General features: G+C 50.1%; 16 protein-coding genes. 9 read left to right on the top strand and 7 right to left on the bottom strand.

Translation table 11 applies throughout. The annotated features are described in order from the left end of the window. Positions 1 to 4: 4 nt before the first annotated feature. Both tamL and NGM62_RS05035 read right to left on the bottom strand, forming a co-directional pair. Complete coding sequence (gene tamL, locus NGM62_RS05040; RefSeq protein ID WP_262246313.1) at positions 5 to 2353, bottom strand: translocation and assembly module lipoprotein TamL; 2349 nt, start codon at positions 2351 to 2353, stop codon at positions 5 to 7. Beyond that, positions 2301 to 7586 carry a translocation/assembly module TamB domain-containing protein gene (locus tag NGM62_RS05035; RefSeq protein ID WP_262246310.1) on the bottom strand — a complete coding sequence of 1762 codons (5286 nt, stop codon included), beginning with the start codon at positions 7584 to 7586 and terminating at the stop codon, positions 2301 to 2303. The genes tamL and NGM62_RS05035 overlap by 53 nt, the downstream gene beginning before the upstream one ends. Positions 7587 to 7736: 150 nt before the next feature. Between NGM62_RS05035 and porD the strand changes: the two genes are divergently transcribed. The 3 genes from porD to NGM62_RS05020 all read left to right on the top strand — a co-directional run bounded on the left by porD (position 7737) and on the right by NGM62_RS05020 (position 11242). Further along, the gene (gene porD, locus NGM62_RS05030) at positions 7737 to 8657 is read left to right on the top strand and encodes a type IX secretion system protein PorD (protein WP_262246308.1); all 921 of its coding nucleotides are present in this window, start codon (positions 7737 to 7739) and stop codon (positions 8655 to 8657) included. A 6-nt stretch (positions 8658 to 8663) separates the two neighbouring features. Then, a complete protein-coding gene (gene recN, locus NGM62_RS05025) occupies positions 8664 to 10331 on the top strand; it encodes a DNA repair protein RecN (RefSeq protein WP_262246307.1) in 1668 nt (555 codons plus the stop codon). Positions 10332 to 10423: 92 nt separating this feature from the next. Further along, positions 10424 to 11242: an enoyl-ACP reductase FabI gene (locus tag NGM62_RS05020; protein WP_262246305.1), complete on the top strand. Its 819-nt coding sequence runs from the start codon at positions 10424 to 10426 to the stop codon at positions 11240 to 11242. A gap of 68 nt (positions 11243 to 11310) precedes the next feature. Here NGM62_RS05020 and NGM62_RS05015 read toward each other — a convergent pair whose 3' ends face one another. Next, on the bottom strand, positions 11311 to 11730 hold the full coding sequence (locus NGM62_RS05015) for a hypothetical protein (RefSeq protein ID WP_262246303.1): 420 nt from the start codon (positions 11728 to 11730) through the stop codon (positions 11311 to 11313). Positions 11731 to 11960: 230 nt separating this feature from the next. On the opposite strand from NGM62_RS05015, the gene NGM62_RS05010 reads away from it, so the two are divergent. The 5 genes from NGM62_RS05010 (at position 11961) to NGM62_RS04990 (ending at position 16793) form a co-directional block, all read left to right on the top strand. Further along, positions 11961 to 12779, top strand: coding sequence for a hypothetical protein (locus NGM62_RS05010; protein ID WP_262246301.1), 819 nt, complete (start codon positions 11961 to 11963; stop codon positions 12777 to 12779). A 121-nt stretch (positions 12780 to 12900) separates the two neighbouring features. Beyond that, entirely contained in the window at positions 12901 to 14115 is a 1215-nt protein-coding gene (locus NGM62_RS05005; protein WP_262246299.1) for an MFS transporter, read from the top strand. Positions 14116 to 14291: 176 nt separating this feature from the next. After that, entirely contained in the window at positions 14292 to 15026 is a 735-nt protein-coding gene (locus NGM62_RS05000) for an FKBP-type peptidyl-prolyl cis-trans isomerase (protein WP_262246297.1), read from the top strand. Beyond that, positions 15023 to 15919, top strand: coding sequence for an aldo/keto reductase (locus NGM62_RS04995; RefSeq protein ID WP_262246295.1), 897 nt, complete (start codon positions 15023 to 15025; stop codon positions 15917 to 15919). Before NGM62_RS05000 ends, NGM62_RS04995 begins: the two co-directional genes overlap by 4 nt. Positions 15920 to 15944: 25 nt before the next feature. Next, entirely contained in the window at positions 15945 to 16793 is an 849-nt protein-coding gene (locus tag NGM62_RS04990; RefSeq protein ID WP_262246293.1) for a sugar phosphate isomerase/epimerase family protein, read from the top strand. Positions 16794 to 16811: 18 nt separating this feature from the next. Here the strand turns inward: NGM62_RS04990 and NGM62_RS04985 are convergent, their stop codons facing one another. Both NGM62_RS04985 and trpS read right to left on the bottom strand, forming a co-directional pair. Beyond that, the gene (locus tag NGM62_RS04985; RefSeq protein WP_262246291.1) at positions 16812 to 17426 is read right to left on the bottom strand and encodes a deoxynucleoside kinase; all 615 of its coding nucleotides are present in this window, start codon (positions 17424 to 17426) and stop codon (positions 16812 to 16814) included. Positions 17427 to 17476: 50 nt separating this feature from the next. Continuing rightward, positions 17477 to 18472, bottom strand: coding sequence for a tryptophan--tRNA ligase (trpS, locus tag NGM62_RS04980; protein ID WP_262246289.1), 996 nt, complete (start codon positions 18470 to 18472; stop codon positions 17477 to 17479). Positions 18473 to 18634: 162 nt separating this feature from the next. On the opposite strand from trpS, the gene NGM62_RS04975 reads away from it, so the two are divergent. After that, entirely contained in the window at positions 18635 to 19735 is a 1101-nt protein-coding gene (locus NGM62_RS04975) for a fatty acid desaturase family protein (protein WP_262246287.1), read from the top strand. A gap of 1 nt (position 19736) precedes the next feature. Here NGM62_RS04975 and mazG read toward each other — a convergent pair whose 3' ends face one another. Together mazG and NGM62_RS04965 are read right to left on the bottom strand one after the other, a co-directional pair. Next, positions 19737 to 20540, bottom strand: a complete 804-nt coding sequence (gene mazG / locus NGM62_RS04970; protein WP_262246285.1) for a nucleoside triphosphate pyrophosphohydrolase — start codon at positions 20538 to 20540, stop codon at positions 19737 to 19739. 53 nt (positions 20541 to 20593) lie between these two features. Further along, positions 20594 to 23116, bottom strand: coding sequence for a hybrid sensor histidine kinase/response regulator (locus NGM62_RS04965; protein WP_262246283.1), 2523 nt, complete (start codon positions 23114 to 23116; stop codon positions 20594 to 20596). Positions 23117 to 23150 lie beyond the last annotated feature (34 nt).

The raw sequence follows: 23150 nt of genomic DNA, 5'->3' as shown, positions 1-23150 counted from the left end.
TGAATTAGAACGGATACCCGATGGCGAGATTGAACACGAGGTTGCGACGCCGCCAGTCGGGACTCCTGAAATTAATTTCATCCATCACCCACCGTTCGCCTGCAGGTCGGTAGGGGATACGCAGGGGCATGGCGAGGTCTGTGCGGAGGATTAGGAACGTGAAATCGAAGCGTAGCCCTAGCCCAGCACCTACCGCCATTTCATTGATGAAGTTCTTGCCGAAGGCTGCGCCTGGCTTCTCGTCATCTGTGTGCTGGAGCCAGATATTCCCCGCATCGATAAAAGCTGCCCAATGTACGATGCTCGCCAGTTTTGCGCGATACTCGGTGTTGAGTTCTATCTTGATGTCGCCTGTCTGGTCCGCATAAAAGTTGTCTTCACCATAAAACTCCGGGGTAAAAGACCCTGGGCCTACTGTCCGTGCCCGGAAGGCACGCAGGCCATTAGGGCCACCCGAAAAGAATTGCTTCGAATAGGGGAGCATGCGGGAGTTCCCGTATGAGTACCCAAAGCCTGCCATCGCACGAGATGCCAGTTTGGCATTGGGTCCTAAACGTAAGTAATGCCTTACATCGGCTTCTATTTTGATGTATTGCGAGAAATTGGCATTGAAGATCTGGTATTGCCGGCCCTCGTCCACATTGGCACCCCTGATGATGCCATAGAGGTTGGCCGAAAGGTCTAACCCACCGCGGAAGTATACACCATGTTTCGGGTCGGCTTTCATCGAGTTGGTGTACGTGAAATAATAGATAGGACCGAACGTAAATTGCGGCTCGATGGCATGCCTGAGGGGAGGGATGGTATCCAGCATGGCCTGGTAAGACTCGGTGATATTGCGCGGTTGCACATAACCTACCTCTAGTACTTTCAAATCGTGTTCCTTCTCGATGTTTTCCTTCCATAGGTAACCGAAAGAAAAACGCATCGAGTTTAGGCTGTAGGCCGTGCGCCGGTTGAGGAATTCGTAGCCAGTACGGAAAACCGTGTGCGGTACAAACCGCCGTGTAGGCTGCCAGTTGAAAGGCGCGATCATACGCGGAAACGATAAGCTGGCCTCGATACCGTATCGGTAAAAACTCGAATTGAGGTTGACATTGCCGCCTGTTTGGGTTTCGAATCCCCCATATACGGTGAATGTGAGCAGTTCGGCGCTTCTGAATGCGTTGCGGTGCTGCCAGTTGACATTAATTTCAGAACCGTTATACACGGAGGCAGTTTTGCCAAGTAGCTCTAGTCGTAAGCCCCTCTTGGGCATTGGCGTGAGGTAGTAATAGACGTCTAATTGATTCGGTTTGCCTTCAACATCGGCAAACTCGTTGCGCACAAAGCGGAAAGCCCCCATGCCTACCAGCTGGCTGATGGTGCTGTTGTGGTCCCGGCGGGTATATCTGTCGCCCGGTTTGAAAAACATCGCCTGGGCTATCGAAAACTTCCGGAACGTTTCTTCCGGATCTATGAAATAGTAACTGTCTCTGTATAGCGACGCATTGCGGCGGTCTGCCCGCCTGTATCCTCGTTCGGTGAGGGTATAGTTTGGATAGATATAGATGTCGTTGATATAATAAGCGCGTTTTGCTTTGTCGGGTGTTTCTTCCTTGAGCTTTACATACAAGTTGACGTGGTGGTCGTGCCCTGTGCTATCCACCTCAATAATCAGGTAATCCGGGTTGAAGTAGTAATACCCCCGGTTTTTCAATTCGTTATCGATCCGCTCCCGCTCGGCGATGATGTTGTCGAGGTTATAGGGCCTGCCCGCGAGTAGCAGTGAACCCGGTTCAGTGGCTTTGATGGCTTTGCCCAATTCGCTGCTATCTACTTCGAACGTTACCGAATCGATCCGATAAATGATATATGGGCTTGCGGTATAGGTAACAGTGGCTTTCCGATTTTTTATTGTGGTGTCTGAAGTCACTTGGGCTTGGAAAAACCCAAGATTTTCCAGTCGGTTGCGCAGTAGGTTTTCGTTGTATTCGCGATTGACATCACTCAGTAGCACTGGGGGTTGCCCGGCTTTGTTTTTCAGCCAGTTGCGGAATCCTTGGTTGCTCTTCGGCTCGCCGGCGATGTTATATAAATATAGTTGTGGGCGCATGCCCAATATTGTTGTGTTAGGCTCCGGCCGCAGTAACTCCTCAAGGTTATTGCTCAATGGTTCGATGTACCGCTTAGGGATGGTGTCGGTCTCGATTTCCACCTCGCCCTTTACATAAAGCTGCTCGCCTTCGGGGAGGTACTTGAGATTACTGCAGCTTACCAGGCATGCTACCACGGAAATGGCGTATACCCACCATCCGAACTTATTGTCCATCCATCGCCCTTTCATCTGTTGTAACGTTTTCCTCTTGTTCATTTATCCGTATTGCGGTACGTTTGGGTGTAGCATCGGGCGTCGCGGGGGTGTTCCCCCCTTCTTGCTCTTGCTGCTGCCGTTCCTGCCGCCGCTGTCGCATCCGTTCCAAAAACTCGGGGTCGTTGCGTTGCAGACTGTCAATGATCGCTCTGCGCACGCTGTCGCGATATGCCGTGTCTGTTTCCATCCGGTTTACGTCCCACCGCCTACGGAACTGCCGGGTGTCCGTATTGAACTCATTGGCCTGCTGGTTCTGGCGGTTGAAGATTTCCTTGAACTCGTTGTAGTCGAGATTAACGATAAAACCAACGCCGGTTTCTACGAACTGCCCCTGAAGGGTTATCTGGTACTGGTTTTTACGGTAAACCCGCACCACGTAGCGGCCATCTTCGGTGAGCTGGTAATCTATGGCGATATCGCCTGCAATATTGGTGGTTTGTTCGCCCGGCCGGGCGTTGCCCTCTAGCTCAAAGTTTGATCCCACTGTCACTTTCATGCGGTCGTCGAAGAGCATCTTGGAGACGCCCACGTTTAAGTCGGTGCGGTTTTCCCCGGTACCCATGCTATAATCCTGTTCGGATTGCAGGTCGAAATCAAACTCAAGTCCTTGGATGAGGTTGCCAGCCAGCCGGTTTAGCTGGCCGCTCAGGAATGAGCTTACGGTATTACGGGCAATGGCTTCGGCTCCGCCGCCCCCGGAAAGGCTTTCAAACGGATTGGCGGCCATGAAGCGGCCCAGCACAATCAATGAAAAGACTTGCTTATTCATTTCTGACTCGTTTTCCCGCAATTGTGTGAGTCCGGTATTCACTTTACTGGTAACATCCTGTGAAACCATGGCATTGTCTTCGTCGAGATCAATGTCGAAGCTCAACCTGGGTTGGAACAGCTGTTCGGTAATGTGCAGGTTTACGTTGAAAGGTACCCGTTGTTTATAGAGGCTTGATTGCTCGGAGGAGCCAATCTGGGCTTGTACCAGCTCCAATGTAGGCGCTTTGACGTTGTATACCGCCGTGATGTTCATACGGGCATCCAGGGGGTCACCCGCCCACGTGATTATACTGCCCTGTTTGAATTGAAATAACCGCTTGACGGGGCCGAATGAGAACGAATAATTACCCGTCTCGACCGTATAGTTGCCGTTCAATGTAATCTCGCCGCTGGGATCGATGCCTGCATTCAGCTCGGCCTCGCCTTGTATCGCCAGCGCATCCTGACTCCCGGGGTCGATAACGATGGTGAATTTGGCGTCTTTGTCGGTGACGATATTGACGGATAAGTTCAACCCGCTCAACTCTGTTTGCGTAAGGGAATCTACCTTAGCAAATACATTGACGCTGGAAGTGTCACTCCGGTCTACGAACCGGACAATTCCCTGGCGGTCGACCATACCCGGGTCATCGTTCGGCATCACGAAGGTGACATCCGTATCGTCATTTACTTGTAGCGTGCCGTTGACGTTGGGATTGTTTATATCACCCTGAATACGGAGATTGCTGGATACATAAAGCTGTCCGTAATACATGTCGTTGTCTTGCTGGCTCGAATTCAGCACTTGGAAGTCGTCGGCCGTAAGCGTAAGTGCAAATGCATAGTCTGTATATGTCTTGGTATTCACAGAGCCATTTAGCATAGCGGTGTTTCCTTTGGCGTCTTTCAGTTGGAATCGATTGAAGCGTAGACCATTATCATTGAAATTGATTCGCTGTTCATCGATATTAAAGGTAGCGTTGAGCATGGCTACGTTGAGGGTCGCTTGGTTAAAGACGAGTTCACCATTGATACGGGGTTGCTCCGTTGTGCCGGTGATACGGAGGTTGCCATTGATATCGCCCGCAGTATTCCGGAGGTATCCAAGGCTGAATGCTTCGAGCGTATGCATAGTGAGCGGTTGGATGTTCAGTTTGAAATCCAGCTGGGCGGTTTGGCCGGGTGAACTGATGTAATCGCCGGTAAGCTTCACATCGTTGCCATTGCCGCTGATTGCCACATCGGCGGCGAAGATGTTTTCACGCTCATTGTTGACCTTGATATTTATGTTGCCTACCGTATCGTTGCCAAAGTAAAACCGATCGACAGTTATATCGGAAACAAACACGGGTGACGATTCGAGCCGCGAAACGGTAGCGGTGCCGTTGATGCCACCGCCCATGTTGAGCAGGTCGCTTTCCAGTATCTGGCTGAATGTTTCTATCCTGAAATTCGTGAAGACCAAATCGATAGGTGCATTCAGGGTGGAGTCTTGCGAAGTAATAGCCATCTCCTGCCCGTCATTGCTGAGTATAAATTGGTGTGTACGGAGGCCATCTTTGCCAAAGGAGATAGCGTTTTCGGGGTGAACTTCCCACTGGTCGTAATTGAGCATCAATCCATCATCCAGCAAGCTGAACAGAAAGTTGCCGGCATCCACCTGCAAGCCCATGCCGAGGTGGTATCGCTCTTTGTCGGCTTGGTCTTTGATCCATAGACCGAAATCCAATTTGTTTTGTTGTACCGTACCACTGAGAAGTGTGTTGACCAATTCGATATTACCCAGCCCAATGCGGTTGATGAGCACGGAATAGTACATGGTACTATCGAAGGTGTTGAGGTCAAACCCGACGTTGTTTATAGTCGTGCCCGCATAGGTTACGTGGGGCGCAACAGCTTTGGCAAGTAACATCTTGTCTTCGCTGTTGAACGAGCCATCGAGCGTGATATCTTCCATTTCGGTAAGGTCGGGGACAAGGCCCCGGATGAAGCGCGACCTAGTGAACTGCGCACTGAAATCGAACCGCTGCGGTGAGTACTCGAATACCGGGGCAATGGAGTCGGGCTGGTAGTACATAGCCATGATGTCTTGCACGGAGGCGCTAAGCTCGCTAAGTTTATAATTACCCACCATGTGTGCATTGAGGAACTCCGATTGCAGTTGCATCATGGTGGAGCTGTCTCGTGCCACGGCGCGCAACCTAACCGTATCCAACATATACCGTTCATCGTTATAGGCAATAGAAGAGCTTACAATATCCACGGTGCCGTTCAGGTGATCGATGTCGGCAGTTTCCAGATCGGCCACCAACCGGCCATGGTAACGGAATTCGTCTGCCATTAGGCCTAGGTTTTTCATGTTTACGCTGTCCACCATCAGGTTCAGGTTTACCTTAGGGTATTGCCCCCGCATGTCGGCATGCGCATTAAGGTCGAAATCGATATTGGGGTCGCCGCTGGCTGCCGAGAGGGTGATGTCACCACCCTTCGCTGCGGCATCGACACCGATAGCGGTATATTCGTAGCCCATCGCTTCGAGGCTGATCAACTCGGCTTGGATATCAGCTACGGCGGTAGCAGGGTCCAGTCCGCTACCCTTGGCATGTGCTGCAAAAGATATCTTGCCCAGTACCGAATCCATCTTAAGCAGCTGGCCGATGTCGATCTCGCTGATACTCAACTGGGCATCATACACGGTGTCGCGATTTTGTACTCGGTAGTCAGCAGCCAGCGTAGCATTTCCCATACTGGTTTGCAGTTGCATATCGGTGAGAAAGCCATTCATCCCTCCGTTGAATGTACCCGCAAGCATAATGTCTGCTGGGAAATTGATGCTGTCGGGCAGTAGGCTGTTGGCAATCAGCCGGTCGAGGTCGGCTTTCCCCGTAACGAATTCTTCCAGATCAAGGTCGACATCCAGCTGGTCTATGTCTGGCAGCCCACGGATGTGTGCATGGGCCACTAACCGGGTCTTGTCGAGTGCTTGTAGCTCCAAGCTCGGAATCTGTAGGTCGTTTAGCCGGCCATTGATTTCTGTATTGATGAAGAACGTATGAGCCCAAAGTGGTTGCATCACCTCCATCGTGTCCATATCGGGTACGAAGTATAGCACATCTTCCATGCCTAAATGGCTTTCCTTGATATCGGCCACCAACTGGATGGTGCCAAGTTCCTCCATTGCTGTCTCCAGAGAGGGATAAGACACGCTGATGTAGTCGCGGATAAGCGTATGGGGTGTCTCTGCATAAAGGTTGCTCAGCTCTGCCCCTTGGTTTGTGTAACTGAACTCGGCCTGCAGCCGATTCAGCTGGAATCCACTGCGGTCGCTGGCTTTCAGGTCTGCCAACCGGCCCCTTATCGTATCGGCCGAATAGTAGAGATCCGTCAGATTGCCGGCTAACCCGGTAATTCCGATGTTGCCGTAATCGAATCCTTTGTCGATACGGGGCTGATTGGCATCTCGGAATGTGAAGTCCGTATTGGCAATATGGATCGCTGCAGCCCGAACCCGCCAGTTGACCGGCTCACCAGCGGTGGTGTCTGCCTCACTGTTATCCGGTGCTTCCGTTTGCCCGAAAAAGATGTGTGACGCCGACCCGTCGAGATCGATTTCCCGGATATCGACAAACTCATTGTTGAGATCAAGTTCGTTCAGCCGAGCGAGCAGCTTGTCTATCTTGAATCGCGTGTCCATCGCTCCTGCCTCATCGGTATAGGCGAAATCTATCGCACTGAGATTGATTGTTCCGAATTCCAAGTCGGGCAATAGTGATGTTTCGGCTGCATCGACTACCCCGAAATCGCTTGCATCCGGAATTTCACCTCCTTCAGCCACCGCCCATTGACGCACCGACCCCTGCAGGCCATTGATGGTGATTTCGGGGAGCCCGAAGCGCATATTGCCTTCTAGGTCAAAAACGCCGATGCGCGTAGACAGCTTCCCTAAATTGATTTCTGCCGCCATCCCGATTACATCGTCGCGGTACAGAAACCGGATACGTTCGAGGTTTACCTTATCGATGTCGAACTTCATCGGCGCACTGCTGTCCGGTGGGGTGGTTTCGTCCTGCTCACCTACAAATGCCGTAATGATGTAATCGAAATTAAAGGTACTGTCGGGCAATGTGCGGTTTATTTTTGCTGTAATACCTTGTAGGTCGATCTGGCTTATCTCGACGGTGTTCCGCAATAATTTCAGCATACTGATATCTACCCGCAATCGGTCGCCCGCAATGAGGGTGTCTTGCGATTGGTCCTCAAAATACACCCCTTCGAGTACCAGCATTTTTGGTAAGTCGAGGCTTACACGGGCAATCCGTACCGGGGTACTGATTTTGTTCTCGATATAGGCAGTGACTTTACCGACCACATAATTCTGGATGGCTGGAATGCGTATCAGCACGAATACAAGTAAAACCAATCCGATAATGCCACCGACAATCCAAAAGAGTATCTTAATTGCTATTCTGCCAAATCGATTCAAAGTCTAATATGTAATTTTCAGCTGTCCTTTGTACCTTAAACATACACGCACCACAAAGGTTTAGCGAAGATGCTTAAAACTTTTCAAATTGGAAAAATCACCGGCTAGATTATCTTTTGCATATCAAAACAACTTTATCTAAGTTTGGGCATGATTACAGCGGTACGCATTTTGGTGTGGCCATCGGCCTTCGTTCTTTTTTTTCTGCTATCTGCCCGGTTGGGGGTAGCGCAAGACCTGAATGCACGTGTACAAATCTTATCGCCGCAAGTACAGAACACCAATAAACGGGCGTTGGAAGTATTGGAAAAAGCCGTTTCCGATTTCCTCAATAACCGGACCTGGAGTGCAAACCAGGTGCAGCCGCAAGAACGTATCGATTGTAGCTTTGTAATCACGATCAACTCGTGGGATGGATCTTCAAATTTCACGGCACAGGCACAGATTATCTCTACCCGCCCGGTTTTCAATACGTCGTATAACAGCCCGGTGCTTAGTATTTCAGACAACAATTTTGATTTCAGCTATACCGAGGGGCAATTGATGGATTATTCTGACCAGCAATATATGAATAACTTGACGTCGCTGCTCGCGTATTACGCATACATTATCGTGGGGCTGGATGCCGATACGTTTGAACAAAACGGAGGCACACCCTTTTATACCGCTGCCCAGAATATTGTAAATAATGCCCAGAACACGGGCTTCACCGGATGGCGCTCCATGGAGGGGAATAATCGCTTTTGGCTGGTCAATAATTTGCTGGACCGTAGGTATCAACCCCTGCGCGATTTCATCTACCGTTTCCATATAGGCGGTTTGGATACGATGTCAGAAAATGTACAACATGCCCGAAAAACCATGATAGACTTGTTGCCAATATTGAAACAGGTGGACCGGATGGCCCAAGGTGCGGTGTTCAACCAGGTGTTTTTTACGGCAAAGTCTGACGAGCTTGTGGGGATATTCAGTGGCATGGGACAGCAGGAGAGGGTGCAGGCGTATAATATCCTTGCCGAGGTAGACCCTGCGAATATCAATAAATATGAAACGTTACGCAATAGCCGTTAAATACGAATGCTGAGTCGACTATCTATCCGGAATTATGCACTGATTGATTCGCTCGATATCCATTTCGATAGGGGCTTAAATATCCTGACCGGTGAAACCGGCGCCGGTAAGTCTATCATCATGGGTGGCCTGTCACTGATTTTGGGGCAGCGTGTGGAAAGCCGTTACTTCTTTAACCAACAGAAAAAATGCATCATTGAGGGATATTTTGATATCTCGGATTACGGGCTGGGCGATTTTTTTGCTGAGTACGATCTGGATTATGAGCAGGAAACCATTGTAAGGCGGGAGGTCAGTGTAGAGGGCAAATCGCGCGCATTCGTAAACGATACCCCTGTGACACTACAGGTACTTAGGGCGCTGACCGAAAGGCTGATCGACGTGCACTCCCAGCATGCTACGTTACAGCTCAACGCTGAGTCATTTCAATTGCTGATCCTCGATAGTGTGGCTCAGAATCAACCACTGCGCGAGCAGTATACGTCGGTATACCGTGCCCATCGGGCGGCCGCTGCCAGACTTGAGAACCTGAAAAATGAGGCTGCCCGTGCCAATGCGGAGGCTGATTATCATCAATTTCTATTCGACGAGTTGGATACCGCCAAATTGCAGGCTGGGGAGGCAACCCGGTTGGAGGCAGAACAACAGCAGTTGGAGCACGCGGAAGAAATTAAGCGGAGCTTGCTAGGTGCTGTAGCCATATTGCAAGAAGACGAAATCAATGCTGTAACACTCCTTAAAGCCGCCCTCCAGCAGTTGCAGCAGGCTGAGCGTCACATGCCTGCGCTTTCGCCACAGGTCGAGCGGCTTCAAAGTACTTTCATTGAGCTGAAAGACCTAGCCGAGGAGGTGGGCCGTATCGAACAGGATATCTCGTTGGACGAAGAGCGGCTGATGGAGGTCAACGAGCGGCTTAGCCAGCTTTATGCACTGCAACAGAAACACCGTGCAGATGATGTGGATGCGCTGATTGCTTTGCATCGGGAGCTGGGGGCGAAACTGGAGAACCTGTCGGCCGATGAAGCAGCTATTGACCAGTTGGAAGCCGAGGTGGCGCGTCTGCAGAGCGAATTACTGGAACTGGCAAAGGCATTGAGTGAGAGCCGCCAGTCGGTCGTTCCGATGGTGGAAAAGGAGATAAGCCACGTATTGGGTGAGATGGGTATGCCCCATAGCCGGTTGCAGGTCAGTATATTCCAAGTGGGCGACGCAGAAGTCAGGGAGTCGGGACAAGACCGGGTGGACTTTCGGTTTACGGCGAACCGAGGCCAGGAGCCACAGCCCATCAGCAAGGTTGCATCCGGCGGCGAATTGTCCCGATTGATGTTAGCGATCAAATCACTGATTGCCAAAACGTCGTCGTTGCCTACCATCATCTTTGATGAAATCGATACGGGTATATCGGGAGAGGTGGCGTTAAAGGTAGCCGACATCATGGAGCGTTTGGCCGCGCGGATGCAGGTAATCGCCATTACGCATCTGCCGCAGATTGCGGCCAAAGGGAACGCCCACTTCAAAGTGTACAAGGCGGAGTCAGCCGACAAGACAGCGACCCATATGGTGCAATTGCAACCGCAGGAGCGCGTATTGGAGTTGGCGCAAATGCTGAGCGGCGCTAATCCCGGCGAAGCGGCCATGCAACATGCTGCCGAGTTGTTAGGGGTGCAGTCGTAAGTCGTCGATGCACGCTTACCGTATAAATCAAAAAAACAAAAAAAAGCGTTACTTTTACCCGCTGTATATTTATTGACTAAAAACAACGAACTATGTCTCATAACCTATTGAAAGGTAAGAAAGGAATTATTTTCGGAGCGTTGGATGATAAGTCCATCGCTTGGAAAACGGCAGAACGGTGTGTGCAGGAAGGTGCCGATATTTTACTGACCAATGCACCCGTGGCCTTACGTATGGGTACCATCAAGCAATTGGCGGCATCGTGCAATGATGCGCCCGTGATTCCGGCCGACGTGACCAGCAGTGAGGATATCGAAAACCTATTCGACCAGGCATTGGCCCATTTCGGCGGGGGGGTTGATTTTATCCTGCATTCGGTAGGCATGAGCATCAATGTACGTAAGGGGATTCCGTACACGGAAAACAACTACGAGTTTATGCATAAGGCATTCGATATTTCGGCAATCAGTCTCCACCGCGTATTGGCCACGGCCATGAAGAAGGATGCCATCAACGACTGGGGCTCGGTGGTAGCACTTACCTATATTGCCGCGCAACGTGTCTTCCCGGACTATAATGACATGGCCGATGCAAAGGCATTGCTGGAAAGCATCACCCGCAACTTCGGCTACCAATATGGTGTGAAGAAGCGTGTGCGCGTAAATACAATCAGCCAGTCCCCTACACAGACCACCGCAGGCTCAGGCGTGAAAGGTTTCGGTGATTTCATATCTTATGCCGATAAGATGTCGCCCTTGGGAAATGCTACGGCCGACCAGTGTGCGGACTATACGGTGACCTTGTTTTCTGATTTGACTAAAATGGTTACCATGCAGAACCTGTTCCACGACGGTGGGTTCTCGTTCACCGGGGTGAGCCAGGCCGTGGTTGAGGAGATGGGAACGAAGTAGGTTGGAAGAAATTGTTTTCAACATAAAAAAAGCGGCCTAAAGCCGCTTTTTTTATGGGATGCGGTTTCCTATGGAATGTAGTCCGCCTCGGAAAGCGTGATTTTAACTTTAATCGTTCTATCCGGGATGGGCACTTCGTAGTCGGGATCGAATATCGGGTCTTCGGCATAAATGGTTACAAAACCCGTGGTATAATTGACGGAGTAAGAAGTACCCATGATAGTGGCCGGCAAAATATTGTAAGATACTTCACTGTCCACACTTATCGATACGCTTACCACCCCCTGATCCACATAGTAATCGGTTAGCTCAGGCAAATCGATGTCGTGGTAGATCTGATTGATCACGCCCTCGTCCCACGCCCAATCGTTGGTGGAGACGGTATAGATGAACGTCTTATTTGGAGGCGGACTATAATATTCTTTTGTACATGAAGTAAGTCCTGCTATTCCGACAAGACCAACGGCAATGGTAAGATACGTTTTCATACGGGGCTGTTATGGTAAAATAATCTTGTTTACTGCTCCTTATTATTTATGGTATGACACTAACCGGCGTCTGAAAGTTTAATGCAATAATTGCTCCAAAAAAAAATAGCGGTAAACCAGGTAAAAATACCCACTTGTGGGTATTTTTTCGAGAATCAGCTTTGCTTATGTTTGCGACGTTTATAAACCAGATGCTGAAACAAATAACGTTTAAACCATTTCAATTAATCATGAAAAAGCAACTACTAGTATTAACCGTGTTATTGTGTGCAGTAAGTTGGTCGTTTGGCCAGATTACGGGCAGTGAATCCAGGAATAGCCGTGGCTATTTGAGACTCGGATTCAGTAATTTCGGGCAGGAGCTCGAGAACGACCTATCAAATTTCTCCGTTAATGGAGGCGGGTTAGATGGCGAAGCGTCTATGCTGGCTAACCTACAGGATGGCCGCTATGGTGCAAAACGCGGTTATGTGCTGGAATTTGGACGAAATTATTATTTTAATAAAACCAGCCTGTTGCCAATATTCGATACTAAAATAGGACTTGACTGGACCCAGCTGTCGCTTACCTACAATGAGCTGGATTGGACCGGTTTTATAGAAAGGGATAGGGCCGACGGGTACGAAGTGGACGAAGCAGGTTTTTTTGCTGCATCGGCATCGTCTAAGCTGGGGCCCGTGATTTCAATCAATTTCATCGATAAACTGGTGCTCGACGTACGTGCGCAACTTGCCGCCACCTATTTCGTGAATGGTCTGGATTATTATGCGTACAACGATGATGACGAACGCTACTTCACGTTCATGCCCGAAGAAGAAGATGCCGACGAAATCAGTGGTATCGCTGCATTCGGCAAACTGGGTAAATTCGGATTTAAACAAAACTATGGTGCCACGGTGCGGTACGGTGCTATCGGTTTGTCCTTGGATTATTTCCCGGGATCATTCAAGTTCGAATATGAAACAAGCGAGGGTGACGGAGAGATTCGATCGGGAGAAGAAAAATTTAAAAATAATATGTTTCAGATCAAATTGAGCTTGACTTTATAGCTTCAACCTTTACAACGATTGCGGCCGGGAGGGATTGTAATCCTCCCGGCTTTTTTGTTGCAAAGCGATGATTCGGTGCATCGATAATATGTTTAGCTTTGCACGAAATTCATTCTGTGACATGGGCAACGAGCAATCCAACGTCAGTAAGCACGTATCCGCTACCATTTATCCCGTATTATTTGCATTGAGTTTTTCACACCTGCTCAATGATACCATCCAGTCGCTTATACCGGCCATTTACCCGATTGTAAAAGATTCTTTCCAGCTGAGTTTTTCGCAGATCGGTGTGATCACGCTGGTGTTCCAGTTATCGTCTTCGCTATTGCAGCCATTGGTGGGTATTATTACGGACACGAAACCCTATCCCTATGCGTTGCCTGTAGGCATGGGATTTAGCCTAACGGGGTTGGTGATGCTGGCGCTGGCGCCTAGCTACCAGTGGATGCTGGTGGCGGTCGCTTTCGTGGGGACGGGGTCATCCGTGTTTCACCCCGAGGCCTCCCGCATGGCATACGCCGCATCGGGCGGGCGGCGCGGTTTTGCGCAGTCGCTTTTCCAGGTTGGGGGCAATGCGGGCAGCGCCATCGGCCCGTTGCTGGCAGCCATGCTCATTGCGCCGTTTGGGCAGTTTCACGTCATCTGGTTTTCCATAGCGGCACTGACGGCGATCATCATCCTTTATCGTATCGGTAAGTGGTACAAGCCGAAATCCATCCGCAATTACATCCTCCGTAAGAATAAGGTTAAGGTAGCCGTTCATCGTGTACTGCCCCGCAGCACCGTGGTGACGTCTATCGTGGTATTGCTGGTACTGATTTTTTCGAAATATTTTTATTTTGCGAGCCTCACCAGCTATTACACGTTTTATCTGATACACAAGTTTGACGTGTCTGTACAGCAATCGCAGATTTACCTGTTCATCTTCCTTTTTGCTGTGGCTGCAGGTACCATGATCGGGGGGCCGGTTGGCGACCGAATCGGGCGAAAATATGTCATCTGGCTGTCCATCTTAGGCGCCTCGCCTTTTACATTGATGCTGCCGTATGCCAATTTATTTTGGACCATCATCCTCGCTTTTATCATCGGGGTGATCATTGCCTCGGCATTTGCCGCCATATTGGTTTATGCCCAGGAATTATTACCGGGGAATGTAGGGCTGGTATCGGGTTTGTTTTTCGGGTTTGCATTTGGGATGGGCGGCATTGGTTCGGCAGTGCTCGGTAAGTTGGCAGACCGTAGTGGCATCGAATACGTATATCACCTCTGTTCCTTTTTGCCGCTGATCGGCATCGTAGCGGCCTTTTTGCCAAACTTAAAAGAGCAGGGTAGGTAAGTTGAGATATCGAAGCACTGTTAATTTGGTAATCGGGCTGTGGCTTTTCCGAATTGGATTTCACTGAAAATAAATTCGGCAAGGTGTAGTGCCATAAATTCAATTAATAAATACGCTTCTTGCATATATGTGTGAGTTTATCTAAGTTTGGTAGCTGTTAATTAGCGATTTCCAATATGAAGTTTTCGAGTGTAATTGTCTTGTGTGGACTGTTGATGGCGACCGGGTCTGTAAACGCGCAGCAGGCGGGTAACGACGGAAAGCCGATGCTAACAAACCATGCTGATTCGGTGGCGTATGCCTTTGGGGCATCGGTGGCGCGCGATCTGAAACGTACCGGTCTGGAAACCATCAACGCCGAGATACTTGCCCAAGCCATCGCCGACATATTCGCGGGTAAGGCGAGCCCATTGGCAGAAGCGCAAGAGCGTGAGCTGATTATGCAGACCATCACAGCGGCGAGGGATAAGATGGATGGCCGCCTACGCGATGAGGCCCATGCGTTTATGGAGCATAACAAAACCCGGGCGGGAATCACGACCACCGCTTCGGGCCTTCAGTACGAGGTAATCAAAGATGGGAGCGGTGGCAAACCAACGCTTGCGGACACAGTAACCGTGCATTATAAAGGACAACTGGCCAGTGGCCATGTTTTTGATAGTTCGTATGACCGGGGTGAGCCGGCCACATTTCCCTTAGGAAGGGTGATAGCCGGTTGGCAGGAAGGTTTGCAGCTCATGCCGGAAGGGTCGCACTACCGAATCTATGTGCCGTACGAATTGGGGTATGGTGAGCGCGGTGCCGGCCAAGATATCCCTCCCTATAGCCCCCTGATTTTTGATGTGGAACTGGTGTCGGTGCAGCATGCCGTCGATGCACCTGCAGTATTGGAGGCAGACCAAGCCAAATGAAACAGCTCGGTAAATCGGATCTGTGGGTGACTCCTGTGAGCGTCGGCTGCATGTCGCTAGGGGAGAACGCAGCCGTTTATACGGATTTGCTACGCCGGGCAGTTGATGCCGGCATCAATTTTTTTGATACGGCAGACCTTTATAATAAGGGGCTCAATGAGCTATATGTAGGCGAAGCCCTCAAGCCTGTGAGGAAAGACGTCATCATTGCCACGAAAGTGGGTAACCAGTGGCGTCCCGATGGGAGTGGATGGGATTGGAATCCGAGCAAGGCTTATATTTTAAAGCACATCGACCAAAGTCTTAAACGGCTGAAAACCGATTATATCGACTTGTACCAACTGCATGGCGGAACGATAGACGATCCGATCGATGAAATCATCGAAGCATTTGAGCGGATCAAAGAACAGGGGAAAATCCGATGGTACGGGATTTCGTCCATCCGGCCGAACGTAATCCGCGAATATATCAAACGCGCCCATATTGTCAGCGTGATGACGCAATACAGTTTGCTCGACCACCGGCCGGAAGAAGCAACGCTGGACCTGCTTCATGAAAACGGCGTCAGCGTGATATGCCGGGGTACCGTAGCCCAGGGAATGCTGATCGGTAAACCCGCAACCAACTATCTCCAGTATACCGACGGGGAGGTAGCACGGGCTGCAAAAACCGTAGCTAAGGTGGCCGAGAGATTGGGGTTAACACCGCTTGATGTGGCATTGGCCTATGTATTGGGGCACCCCGCAGTGGCAACCGTTGCGCTGGGGATACGTACAACGGCTCAATTGGATGAAGCGATTGACGTATTGCAGCGTGCAGAGCCGCTACCTGATGGCGTACGCCATCAGCTTCGCCAATCTGTCCGTACCTTCCACTATGAGGCCCATCGGTAGCATTTTTTAGAAAAATTTAAACAATATGAGAAAGCAATTAAAACAACTCGTTCTCCTGGCTTTGGTAACTCTGGGCTTGTACCCGACGCTGGCTAATGCCCAACAGCCGGAGCGGAAATTGGGCTGGTATCTGTCCGCACAGACATATACGTTCAACCGGTTCACTTTTTTTGAGGCAGTAGATAAAACACTCAGTGCTGGGCTTAATTCTGTAGAGGCCTACAATGGCCAGACGCTAGGCGGCGGCTTCGAGGGGGTGATGGACTACAAGATGGAACCTGCAAAGCGTAAAGCTATTTTAAAGGCGTTGAAAAAGAAGGGCGTGAAACTCTGCGCATTTGGTGTGGTGAACGGAAACAATGAAGAGGAATGGCGGCAACTGTTTGATTTTGCGAAGGCGATGGGTATTAAAGTAATCAATTCTGAGCCCAAGGAGGAATTCTTGCCGTTGATCGGCCAGCTGGCCAACAAATATAAAATCAAGGTGGGCATCCACAACCACCCGCAGCCGTCGCATTATTGGAGCCCCCAGGTGGTACTGGATGCGATTGCCACGGCCAACAGCAAATACGTGGGAGCCTGTGCTGACGTTGGCCATTGGGTGCGTTCGGGGTTAGACCCGGTGGAAAGCCTGAAGCAATACGACGGACACTTGGTGAGTTTGCATTTCAAAGATCTGGAGGCCGAATCGCCGAAAACACACGATGTGCACTGGGGTACCGGCGTGTGCAATGTGGAGGGCCTCATTGCAGAGCTGAAACGGCAGGGATTCAAAGGTAATATCTCCGCCGAATATGAACATAATTGGGATGACAATGCCGGAGATGTGAAGCAAAGCGTCATCAATTTCCGGAATATTTTGAGCGGGCAATAATCGGGCAGTGACCGGGCGCTAGAATAGCCCGAACAACTCCGCCTCGATTTTTTGAACTACGAAGCCCAGGTCTTCGGGATTATTGGCAAAGTCTAGCTTATCCTTGTCGAGGATAAGCAGCTTTCCTTCCTTATAATTCTTGATCCACTTTTCGTATTTCGCATTGAGTTTAGACAGGTAATCCAGGCGGATGTTGGCTTCATACTCCCGGCCTCTGGTCTGGATGTTTTCTACCAATGTGGATACGGACGCCCTGAGGTAAATCAATAGGTCGGGTGGTTTGATGTATGATACGATACTTTCGAAAATATTACTATAGTTTTCGAAATCACGGGCACTCATCAATCCCATGTCGTACAGGTTTTCGGCAAAGATATAAGCGTCTTCGTAAATGGTGCGATCCTGGATAATGTTCGTTTCTTGCTGCTGTAGCTTTACGATGTGCCGGAAGCGGCTGTTGAGGAAAAAAATCTGTAAGTTAAACGCCCAGCGTTTCATGTCGCTATAAAAATCCTCCAGGTATGGATTGTCATCTACCGCCTCGAACTGGGGTGTCCAGTTGAGGTGGGCGGCGAGTAATTGGGTGAGCGTGGTCTTGCCCGCGCCGATATTTCCTACGATGGCTATGTGCATGCTTTCAGTCGTAAGTCAATAGTCTAATGTCTGTTGTCTACTGTCTAATACTAGAATTTCTTGAAACCGATAATTTCGCGTACTTCCGCCAAGGTTTTCCGTGCGCTTTCGCGGGCCTTTTCGTTCCCTTGGCGAATTGTTTTGCTAATATAGTCGTTATCATTTGAAATTTCAGCAATACGTGTGCGGACGGATGCCGTGGCGGCAATCATATCTTCTGCCAGTTGCTTTTTAAGGTCGCCGTAGCGGATCTGACAAGAATTGTACAGATCATCGAAATGCTTTACTGTATCGGGTGTGGAGACTGCTTCGAGCAGGGTAAACAGGTTCTGGATTACCTCAGGCTTCTGCTGGTTGGGTTCGGTGGGCCCGCTATCGGTTACCGCCCGCATTACCTTTTTACGGATGGCTTCCGGTGTGTCCGACAGGAAAATGGCATTCGCTTCCCCTTCAGATTTGCCCATTTTGCCCTTGCCGTCTAATCCCGGTATCTTGACGAGTTGCTTATTGAACGAAAACGCATGAGGCTCGGTGAAATATTCGGTTTCATACATCCGGTTAAAACGGTTGGCAAAGGTGCGCGTCATTTCGAGGTGTTGCTCTTGGTCTTTCCCTACCGGTACTTTCGTGGCGTGGTGCAGCAGGATATCGGCAGCCATCAGCACGGGATAGGTGAGGAGGCCCGCATTCACGTTGTCGGGATTGGCCCGTACCTTGTCCTTGAATGAGGTGGCCCGCTCAAGCTCGCCCAGGTAACTGTTCATGTTGAGGTAAAGGTACAGCTCCGTTACTTCCGGTACGTCCGATTGGACGTAGATGGTGGCGACATCGGGGTCAATACCTGCCGCGAGGTATTCCACGGCTACCTGCCGCACGTTGGTATGGAGGTCGGCCGGTGTGGGATGGGTAGTCAATGAGTGCAGGTCTGCAATAAAAAAATAGCAGTTGTGTTCGTGCTGCATCTGCACGAAGTTGGTAACTGCCCCATAATAATTTCCCAGATGTAATTTCCCGGTACTGCGGATGCCGCTCACTACTGTTTCCATATTGCGTGCGAAAATACGGATTTATTGGTGAAATCAGATGCGTGGACTTCGCCGGTCGGTCATCGTTTTGTCAATGTGGGAAATCATTCCGACGTTCATGGTGGCGGTTTTAGGCGAATATTACTACCTTTGGGGTGTCAGAATCTTAATTATAAGTGAAGTATGGAGACATTGGTGAAACCAACATATAAAAAACCCGGGCCCGATGATTTCTTCAAGAAACTGCAAAAAGAGGTACAGGAAAAAGTACTTGGCGATAAACGCATACAGCGCCGGAACGTGGTGAAAACGTACTTCTTGCTTTTTCTATATCTTGGACTGTATGCCAGTATTTTAGTGTTCGGCAACTCGACCCCTTTACTGTTCCTATGTTATATTTTGTTGGGGTTTTCGATGATCATGCTGTTCATCAATGCGTTCCACGATGCAGCGCACGGGTCGGTATTCAAAAAGCGCAAGCACAACCAGCGGTTTATGTATGTATTGGAGCTTTTTGGAAGCAACAGCTGGTTGTGGGCCAAGCGCCACAATGCGTTGCACCACCCTTACCCGAATATCCAGCATTGGGATACGGATATCAAGCAGAGTGACCTGGTGCGCATATTCCCTGATAGCGAATACCTGAACCAGCACCGTTACCAACATATTTATATGTTTATGTTGTATCCGCTGTATACACTCAACTGGCTGTTTATACGTGATTTTAAGGATTTCTTCGGTACCAAGGATAACTATATAAAGCGTATCATGAAGATTCCCAAGCGGGAATATTACAAGTTGTTCGCAGCTAAGCTATTCAATCTATTTTACCTGATAGCTGTTCCGATCATGGTGCTCAATCAACCGTGGTATATCGTAGTTTTGGGGTGGTTGTGCATGCACATCTTCGGGAGCTTGCTGGGTGTCATTGCGTTGATATCCACCCATGTGGATGAAACTGCTGTTTTTCCACTGCCACCCCCTGATGGCAAGATGGATGTCACGTGGGCGGAGCACCAAATGATGGTTACCAAGGATTTCAGTGCAGACAGCGCGATTGCCAATTTCCTCTTCGGCGGATTTACCCACCATGTGGCGCATCACCTGTTTCCCCATGTGGCCCATACCTATTACCCTTATATTACGCCCATCATAAGGCGGTATGCCCAAGAGTATAATTTACCTTATACCTGCTACCCAGCAATCAAGGCAGTTCGGTCACATTTTGTGTTGCTGAAAAAACAGGGTGCCGGCGAGAACATATTCCAGCACGGCGAGTTGTAGCCTACAGGCCTTTGGCTTCTTCCCAAAAGACGTCCATCTCGGCGAGGGTCATTTCTTTCAGGCTCTTGCCGGTTTCCTTTGCGCGCGCCTCCAGGTAGTTGAACCGCTTGATAAACTTCTTGTTGGTCCGTTCGAGCGCATTCTCGGGGTTGATGCCTACAAAGCGGGCATAGTTGACCAGGGAGAACAGTAGGTCGCCGAATTCAGCTTCCGCTTTTTCCGTATCGAGGGTCTTATTGGACGTTACATCAAACTCTTGTTTGAACTCCTCCAGCTCTTCCTCTACTTTCTGCCATACCTGTTGTTTTTCCTCCCAGTCAAACCCAACGCCGCGCACCTTATCCTGTATCCGGTAGGCTTTTACCAGCGCAGGTAGCGACCGGGGCACACCTGCCAGTACCGATTTGTTGCCTTCTTTGAGCTTGAGCTGCTCCCAATTCCGCTTCACGTCATCTTCATTATCCACGGCTACATCGCCATAGATATGCGGATGGCGCGAAATCAGCTTTTCGCATACACCGTTGAGTACGTCTACCACGTCAAACGCACCTTGTTCTTCGGCGATCCGCGCGTAGAACACCAAGTGCATCATCAGGTCGCCAAGTTCTTTCTTTACTTCTCCGAGGTCGTTGTCCAATATGGCATCGCCAAGCTCATACATTTCTTCGATGCTCAGGTGGCGGAGTGTTTCCATGGTTTGCTTCTTGTCCCATGGGCATTCGGAACGCAGTGTATGCAGCACAGTCAGTAATCTATCGAACGCTTTTGGAGGGGTGTCTTGGGGCGGGGGTGGGGTATGGGGCATAGTTTTTCGGTAAAAATAGATAAAAAAAGGCTGCTGTGCAATGCCAATCGGGTTTATGTGGCAGTTGCGGCCGTAGGGGTATGTATCTGCAATTGCTGAGAGAAGTTCTCCAGCATGTTGATACCTTTTTCCAATTCTGCCCTCTCCGGCAGCTCTCCACTCCGTACGTCGATTTCCATTTTCCGCAGGTGGAAAGCGATTTTTTCGCCCCCCACTTGGGCCGTGCGGCCGGCGAGGCGATGCAGCAGCAGCTCCACATCGGCTAAGTCGGCCTTATTGTAGTGTTTTTTCAATGCCTTTATGTCTGACGCTGTATCCCTGAGGTAATGGTCTATGATATTGCGTATCTGTTCTTCGTCATCCAGCGCCATGTGTCGGATTGCCGATAATTCTGTCTGGTTGTTGGCCGTCACGCGGGCGGGCACTGAAATGCCCAGTAGCCGAAGCAAATCGGCCTCTTTGAAAGGTTTGAGCAGTAACCCGTCAAACCCTTGGGCAAGGATATGCTCCTGCTCTTCGGGGAGCACCTGTGCGGTACAGGCGTAAATATTCACTTCCGTCGAATCGATTTTCTGGCGCAGCGCACGGCTCAGCTGTGTGCCGTCCATCTCCGGCATCCGGATGTCCATCAGTATGGCCTTCACCGCGGGGTCCCACGGTGCATCCAGTACCGCTGTTGGCGAGTGGAAGCACCGGTAGGATACGGCATATCTATCGAGTATACTTTGGTACAATGCCAGGATAAGACGGTCGTCGTCTATAATCCATACACTGCCCTCCAGGGGAGCATGTGAGATGTCCGGCTGTTGGCCGTCAGCAACGGGCAGCGGCTTCTCGTAGGTCTTAAGTGGTAGATTTACCTTGAATACCGAGCCAACCCCCTTGGTGCTGTCGACATGGATCTGCCCACCCATGCTCTCACAGATGGTTTTGACGATGCTTAATCCCAACCCACTGCCGAAGTGCGTGCCTGAATTGGCACTTTCAGATTGCTCGAAATCGTCAAAAATGCGGCTGATGTCAGCCTTCGGTATGCCTTTCCCTGTATCTTTTACGACGATATTCAGCTCGGTTTTTTTGTCGTAGACCACCGTGCTGACATCGAGCGATACTTTTCCTTGGTCAGTAAACTTGACGGCATTGCTCAGTAAGTTGAAAAGGATTTGCTTGATGCGGAATGCATCGCCGATGAGGTGCCCTGAGCCGAGGATGCGCGTATTTAACACGAGGTCAAGCCCCTTGGCATGTGCCTGTGCTTTCATTGCGGCCACGATGCTGCTTACGAGTCCTTCCACCGCAAACGGTTTGTCGTTCAGTGTGATCTTACCTGACGTGATGCGACTGTAATCCAATATTTCATTGACAATTTGGAGGAGGTGTTCGGACGACTGATAGATGGCGTCCACTTTGGCATTGCTGTCGCTATCTGTTTGTTTAAGCTGTTCTGAATAACCGATGATGGATTGCAGGGGCGTACGCAGCTCATGGCTCATATTGGCTAGGAAACGTTGCTTAGCGGCCGCGTGGTATTCTGCTTCTTCTTTGGCAGCTTCCAGCGCAATCCGGTAGGTGTTGCTCCGCCTGATATCGGCTAATATCAAGTATACCATTATGGCCGTGATGAAAAAAAATGCGAGGATGATGCCACCGATGCGCCATACGCTTTCACTTACCACCGCTTTGGCCTGAAGGTTATCAACCTCCATCTGTTGCATTGCCTCGTTCTCTACCGAATGCAGGATGCTGAGCATGTTGCTGATAAGTACGTTACTGGCAACCGTCAGTTCCATTTCGCGATCCACGAATTGCTCCCGTTGCTGTTGTTGGAGGGTTTGGAAACGCTGCACAGCGCTGTCTATCCGGGCCAATATGCTGTCAGGCTGGCTAGCCCTGATGGTGTCTATGATGGTTTCCATTTCCTCCTCCACCATGCGCCGCTCTTCCACTACCTGCTGTGGCTGTTCGGCACGTTTTCTGCCGAAAACGCGTGAAAAAAAGCTGCGGTCGTCTGGTGGGGTGGGCATAGTCACCGCACTCGTGTCGCCAGCTATTGTCGTGGTTCGGCGTTTGCGTTCAGTGGTAACGACTTTGCTTTCCGTATTGGGCTCATAGATGATGTCGCTAAGCGATTGCAATTGCTCGGAAAACTCCTTACTGTCTACCACTTTTTCGCGCACTTTCACATAGGCTGTGAAAAGTTTGTCGCGCTGGCGGAGTAGGGTCTTTATCGAGTCGATACGCGATTGCTGAACGTCGCTGCCTTCATACAACCCTTTCAATGAGTCGAGTGAATTGACGATCGCTGCCGATTCTTTTGAGAAGCTATTATAGGCAGTACGGCCACCGAAGGCCTGTGCCCGTTGCAGTTGGTCGAGACGCATGATATCGCGCGAGATTCCACTCACGATTTCCAATTTAGGGTCGGGTGTGGTGATGCTTTCCACCGTATCCATGATTTCGGTAAACGCGACCCGGCTGATTACCCACGCCAAAACCAACGAAACGGCGCACGATAGAAAGACAAAGATGACTTTGTGCCTTACGCTCCTCGTTGGTTGTATGTCTCGGGTAGGCATGGATACTCCCTTACTTTGCAGTAAAGTTATCAAA

This window comes from Parapedobacter soli, assembly GCF_025460835.1.
GTDB lineage: Bacteria > Bacteroidota > Bacteroidia > Sphingobacteriales > Sphingobacteriaceae > Parapedobacter > Parapedobacter soli.
This window is presented reverse-complemented; position numbering and strand designations above follow the sequence as displayed.

What these genes read in the sequence shown, in the direction of transcription:
- tamL (WP_262246313.1), bottom strand. Translation starts at nt 2,353, where the DNA reads ATGAACAAGAGGAAAACGTTACAACAGATGAAAGGGCGATGGATGGAC.
- porD (WP_262246308.1), top strand. Translation starts at nt 7,737, where the DNA reads ATGATTACAGCGGTACGCATTTTGGTGTGGCCATCGGCCTTCGTTCTT.
- recN (WP_262246307.1), top strand. Translation starts at nt 8,664, where the DNA reads ATGCTGAGTCGACTATCTATCCGGAATTATGCACTGATTGATTCGCTC.
- NGM62_RS05020 (WP_262246305.1), top strand. Translation starts at nt 10,424, where the DNA reads ATGTCTCATAACCTATTGAAAGGTAAGAAAGGAATTATTTTCGGAGCG.
- NGM62_RS05015 (WP_262246303.1), bottom strand. Translation starts at nt 11,730, where the DNA reads ATGAAAACGTATCTTACCATTGCCGTTGGTCTTGTCGGAATAGCAGGA.
- NGM62_RS05010 (WP_262246301.1), top strand. Translation starts at nt 11,961, where the DNA reads ATGAAAAAGCAACTACTAGTATTAACCGTGTTATTGTGTGCAGTAAGT.
- NGM62_RS05005 (WP_262246299.1), top strand. Translation starts at nt 12,901, where the DNA reads ATGGGCAACGAGCAATCCAACGTCAGTAAGCACGTATCCGCTACCATT.
- NGM62_RS05000 (WP_262246297.1), top strand. Translation starts at nt 14,292, where the DNA reads ATGAAGTTTTCGAGTGTAATTGTCTTGTGTGGACTGTTGATGGCGACC.
- NGM62_RS04995 (WP_262246295.1), top strand. Translation starts at nt 15,023, where the DNA reads ATGAAACAGCTCGGTAAATCGGATCTGTGGGTGACTCCTGTGAGCGTC.
- NGM62_RS04990 (WP_262246293.1), top strand. Translation starts at nt 15,945, where the DNA reads ATGAGAAAGCAATTAAAACAACTCGTTCTCCTGGCTTTGGTAACTCTG.
- NGM62_RS04985 (WP_262246291.1), bottom strand. Translation starts at nt 17,426, where the DNA reads ATGCACATAGCCATCGTAGGAAATATCGGCGCGGGCAAGACCACGCTC.
- trpS (WP_262246289.1), bottom strand. Translation starts at nt 18,472, where the DNA reads ATGGAAACAGTAGTGAGCGGCATCCGCAGTACCGGGAAATTACATCTG.
- NGM62_RS04975 (WP_262246287.1), top strand. Translation starts at nt 18,635, where the DNA reads ATGGAGACATTGGTGAAACCAACATATAAAAAACCCGGGCCCGATGAT.
- mazG (WP_262246285.1), bottom strand. Translation starts at nt 20,540, where the DNA reads ATGCCCCATACCCCACCCCCGCCCCAAGACACCCCTCCAAAAGCGTTC.
- NGM62_RS04965 (WP_262246283.1), bottom strand. Translation starts at nt 23,116, where the DNA reads ATGCCTACCCGAGACATACAACCAACGAGGAGCGTAAGGCACAAAGTC.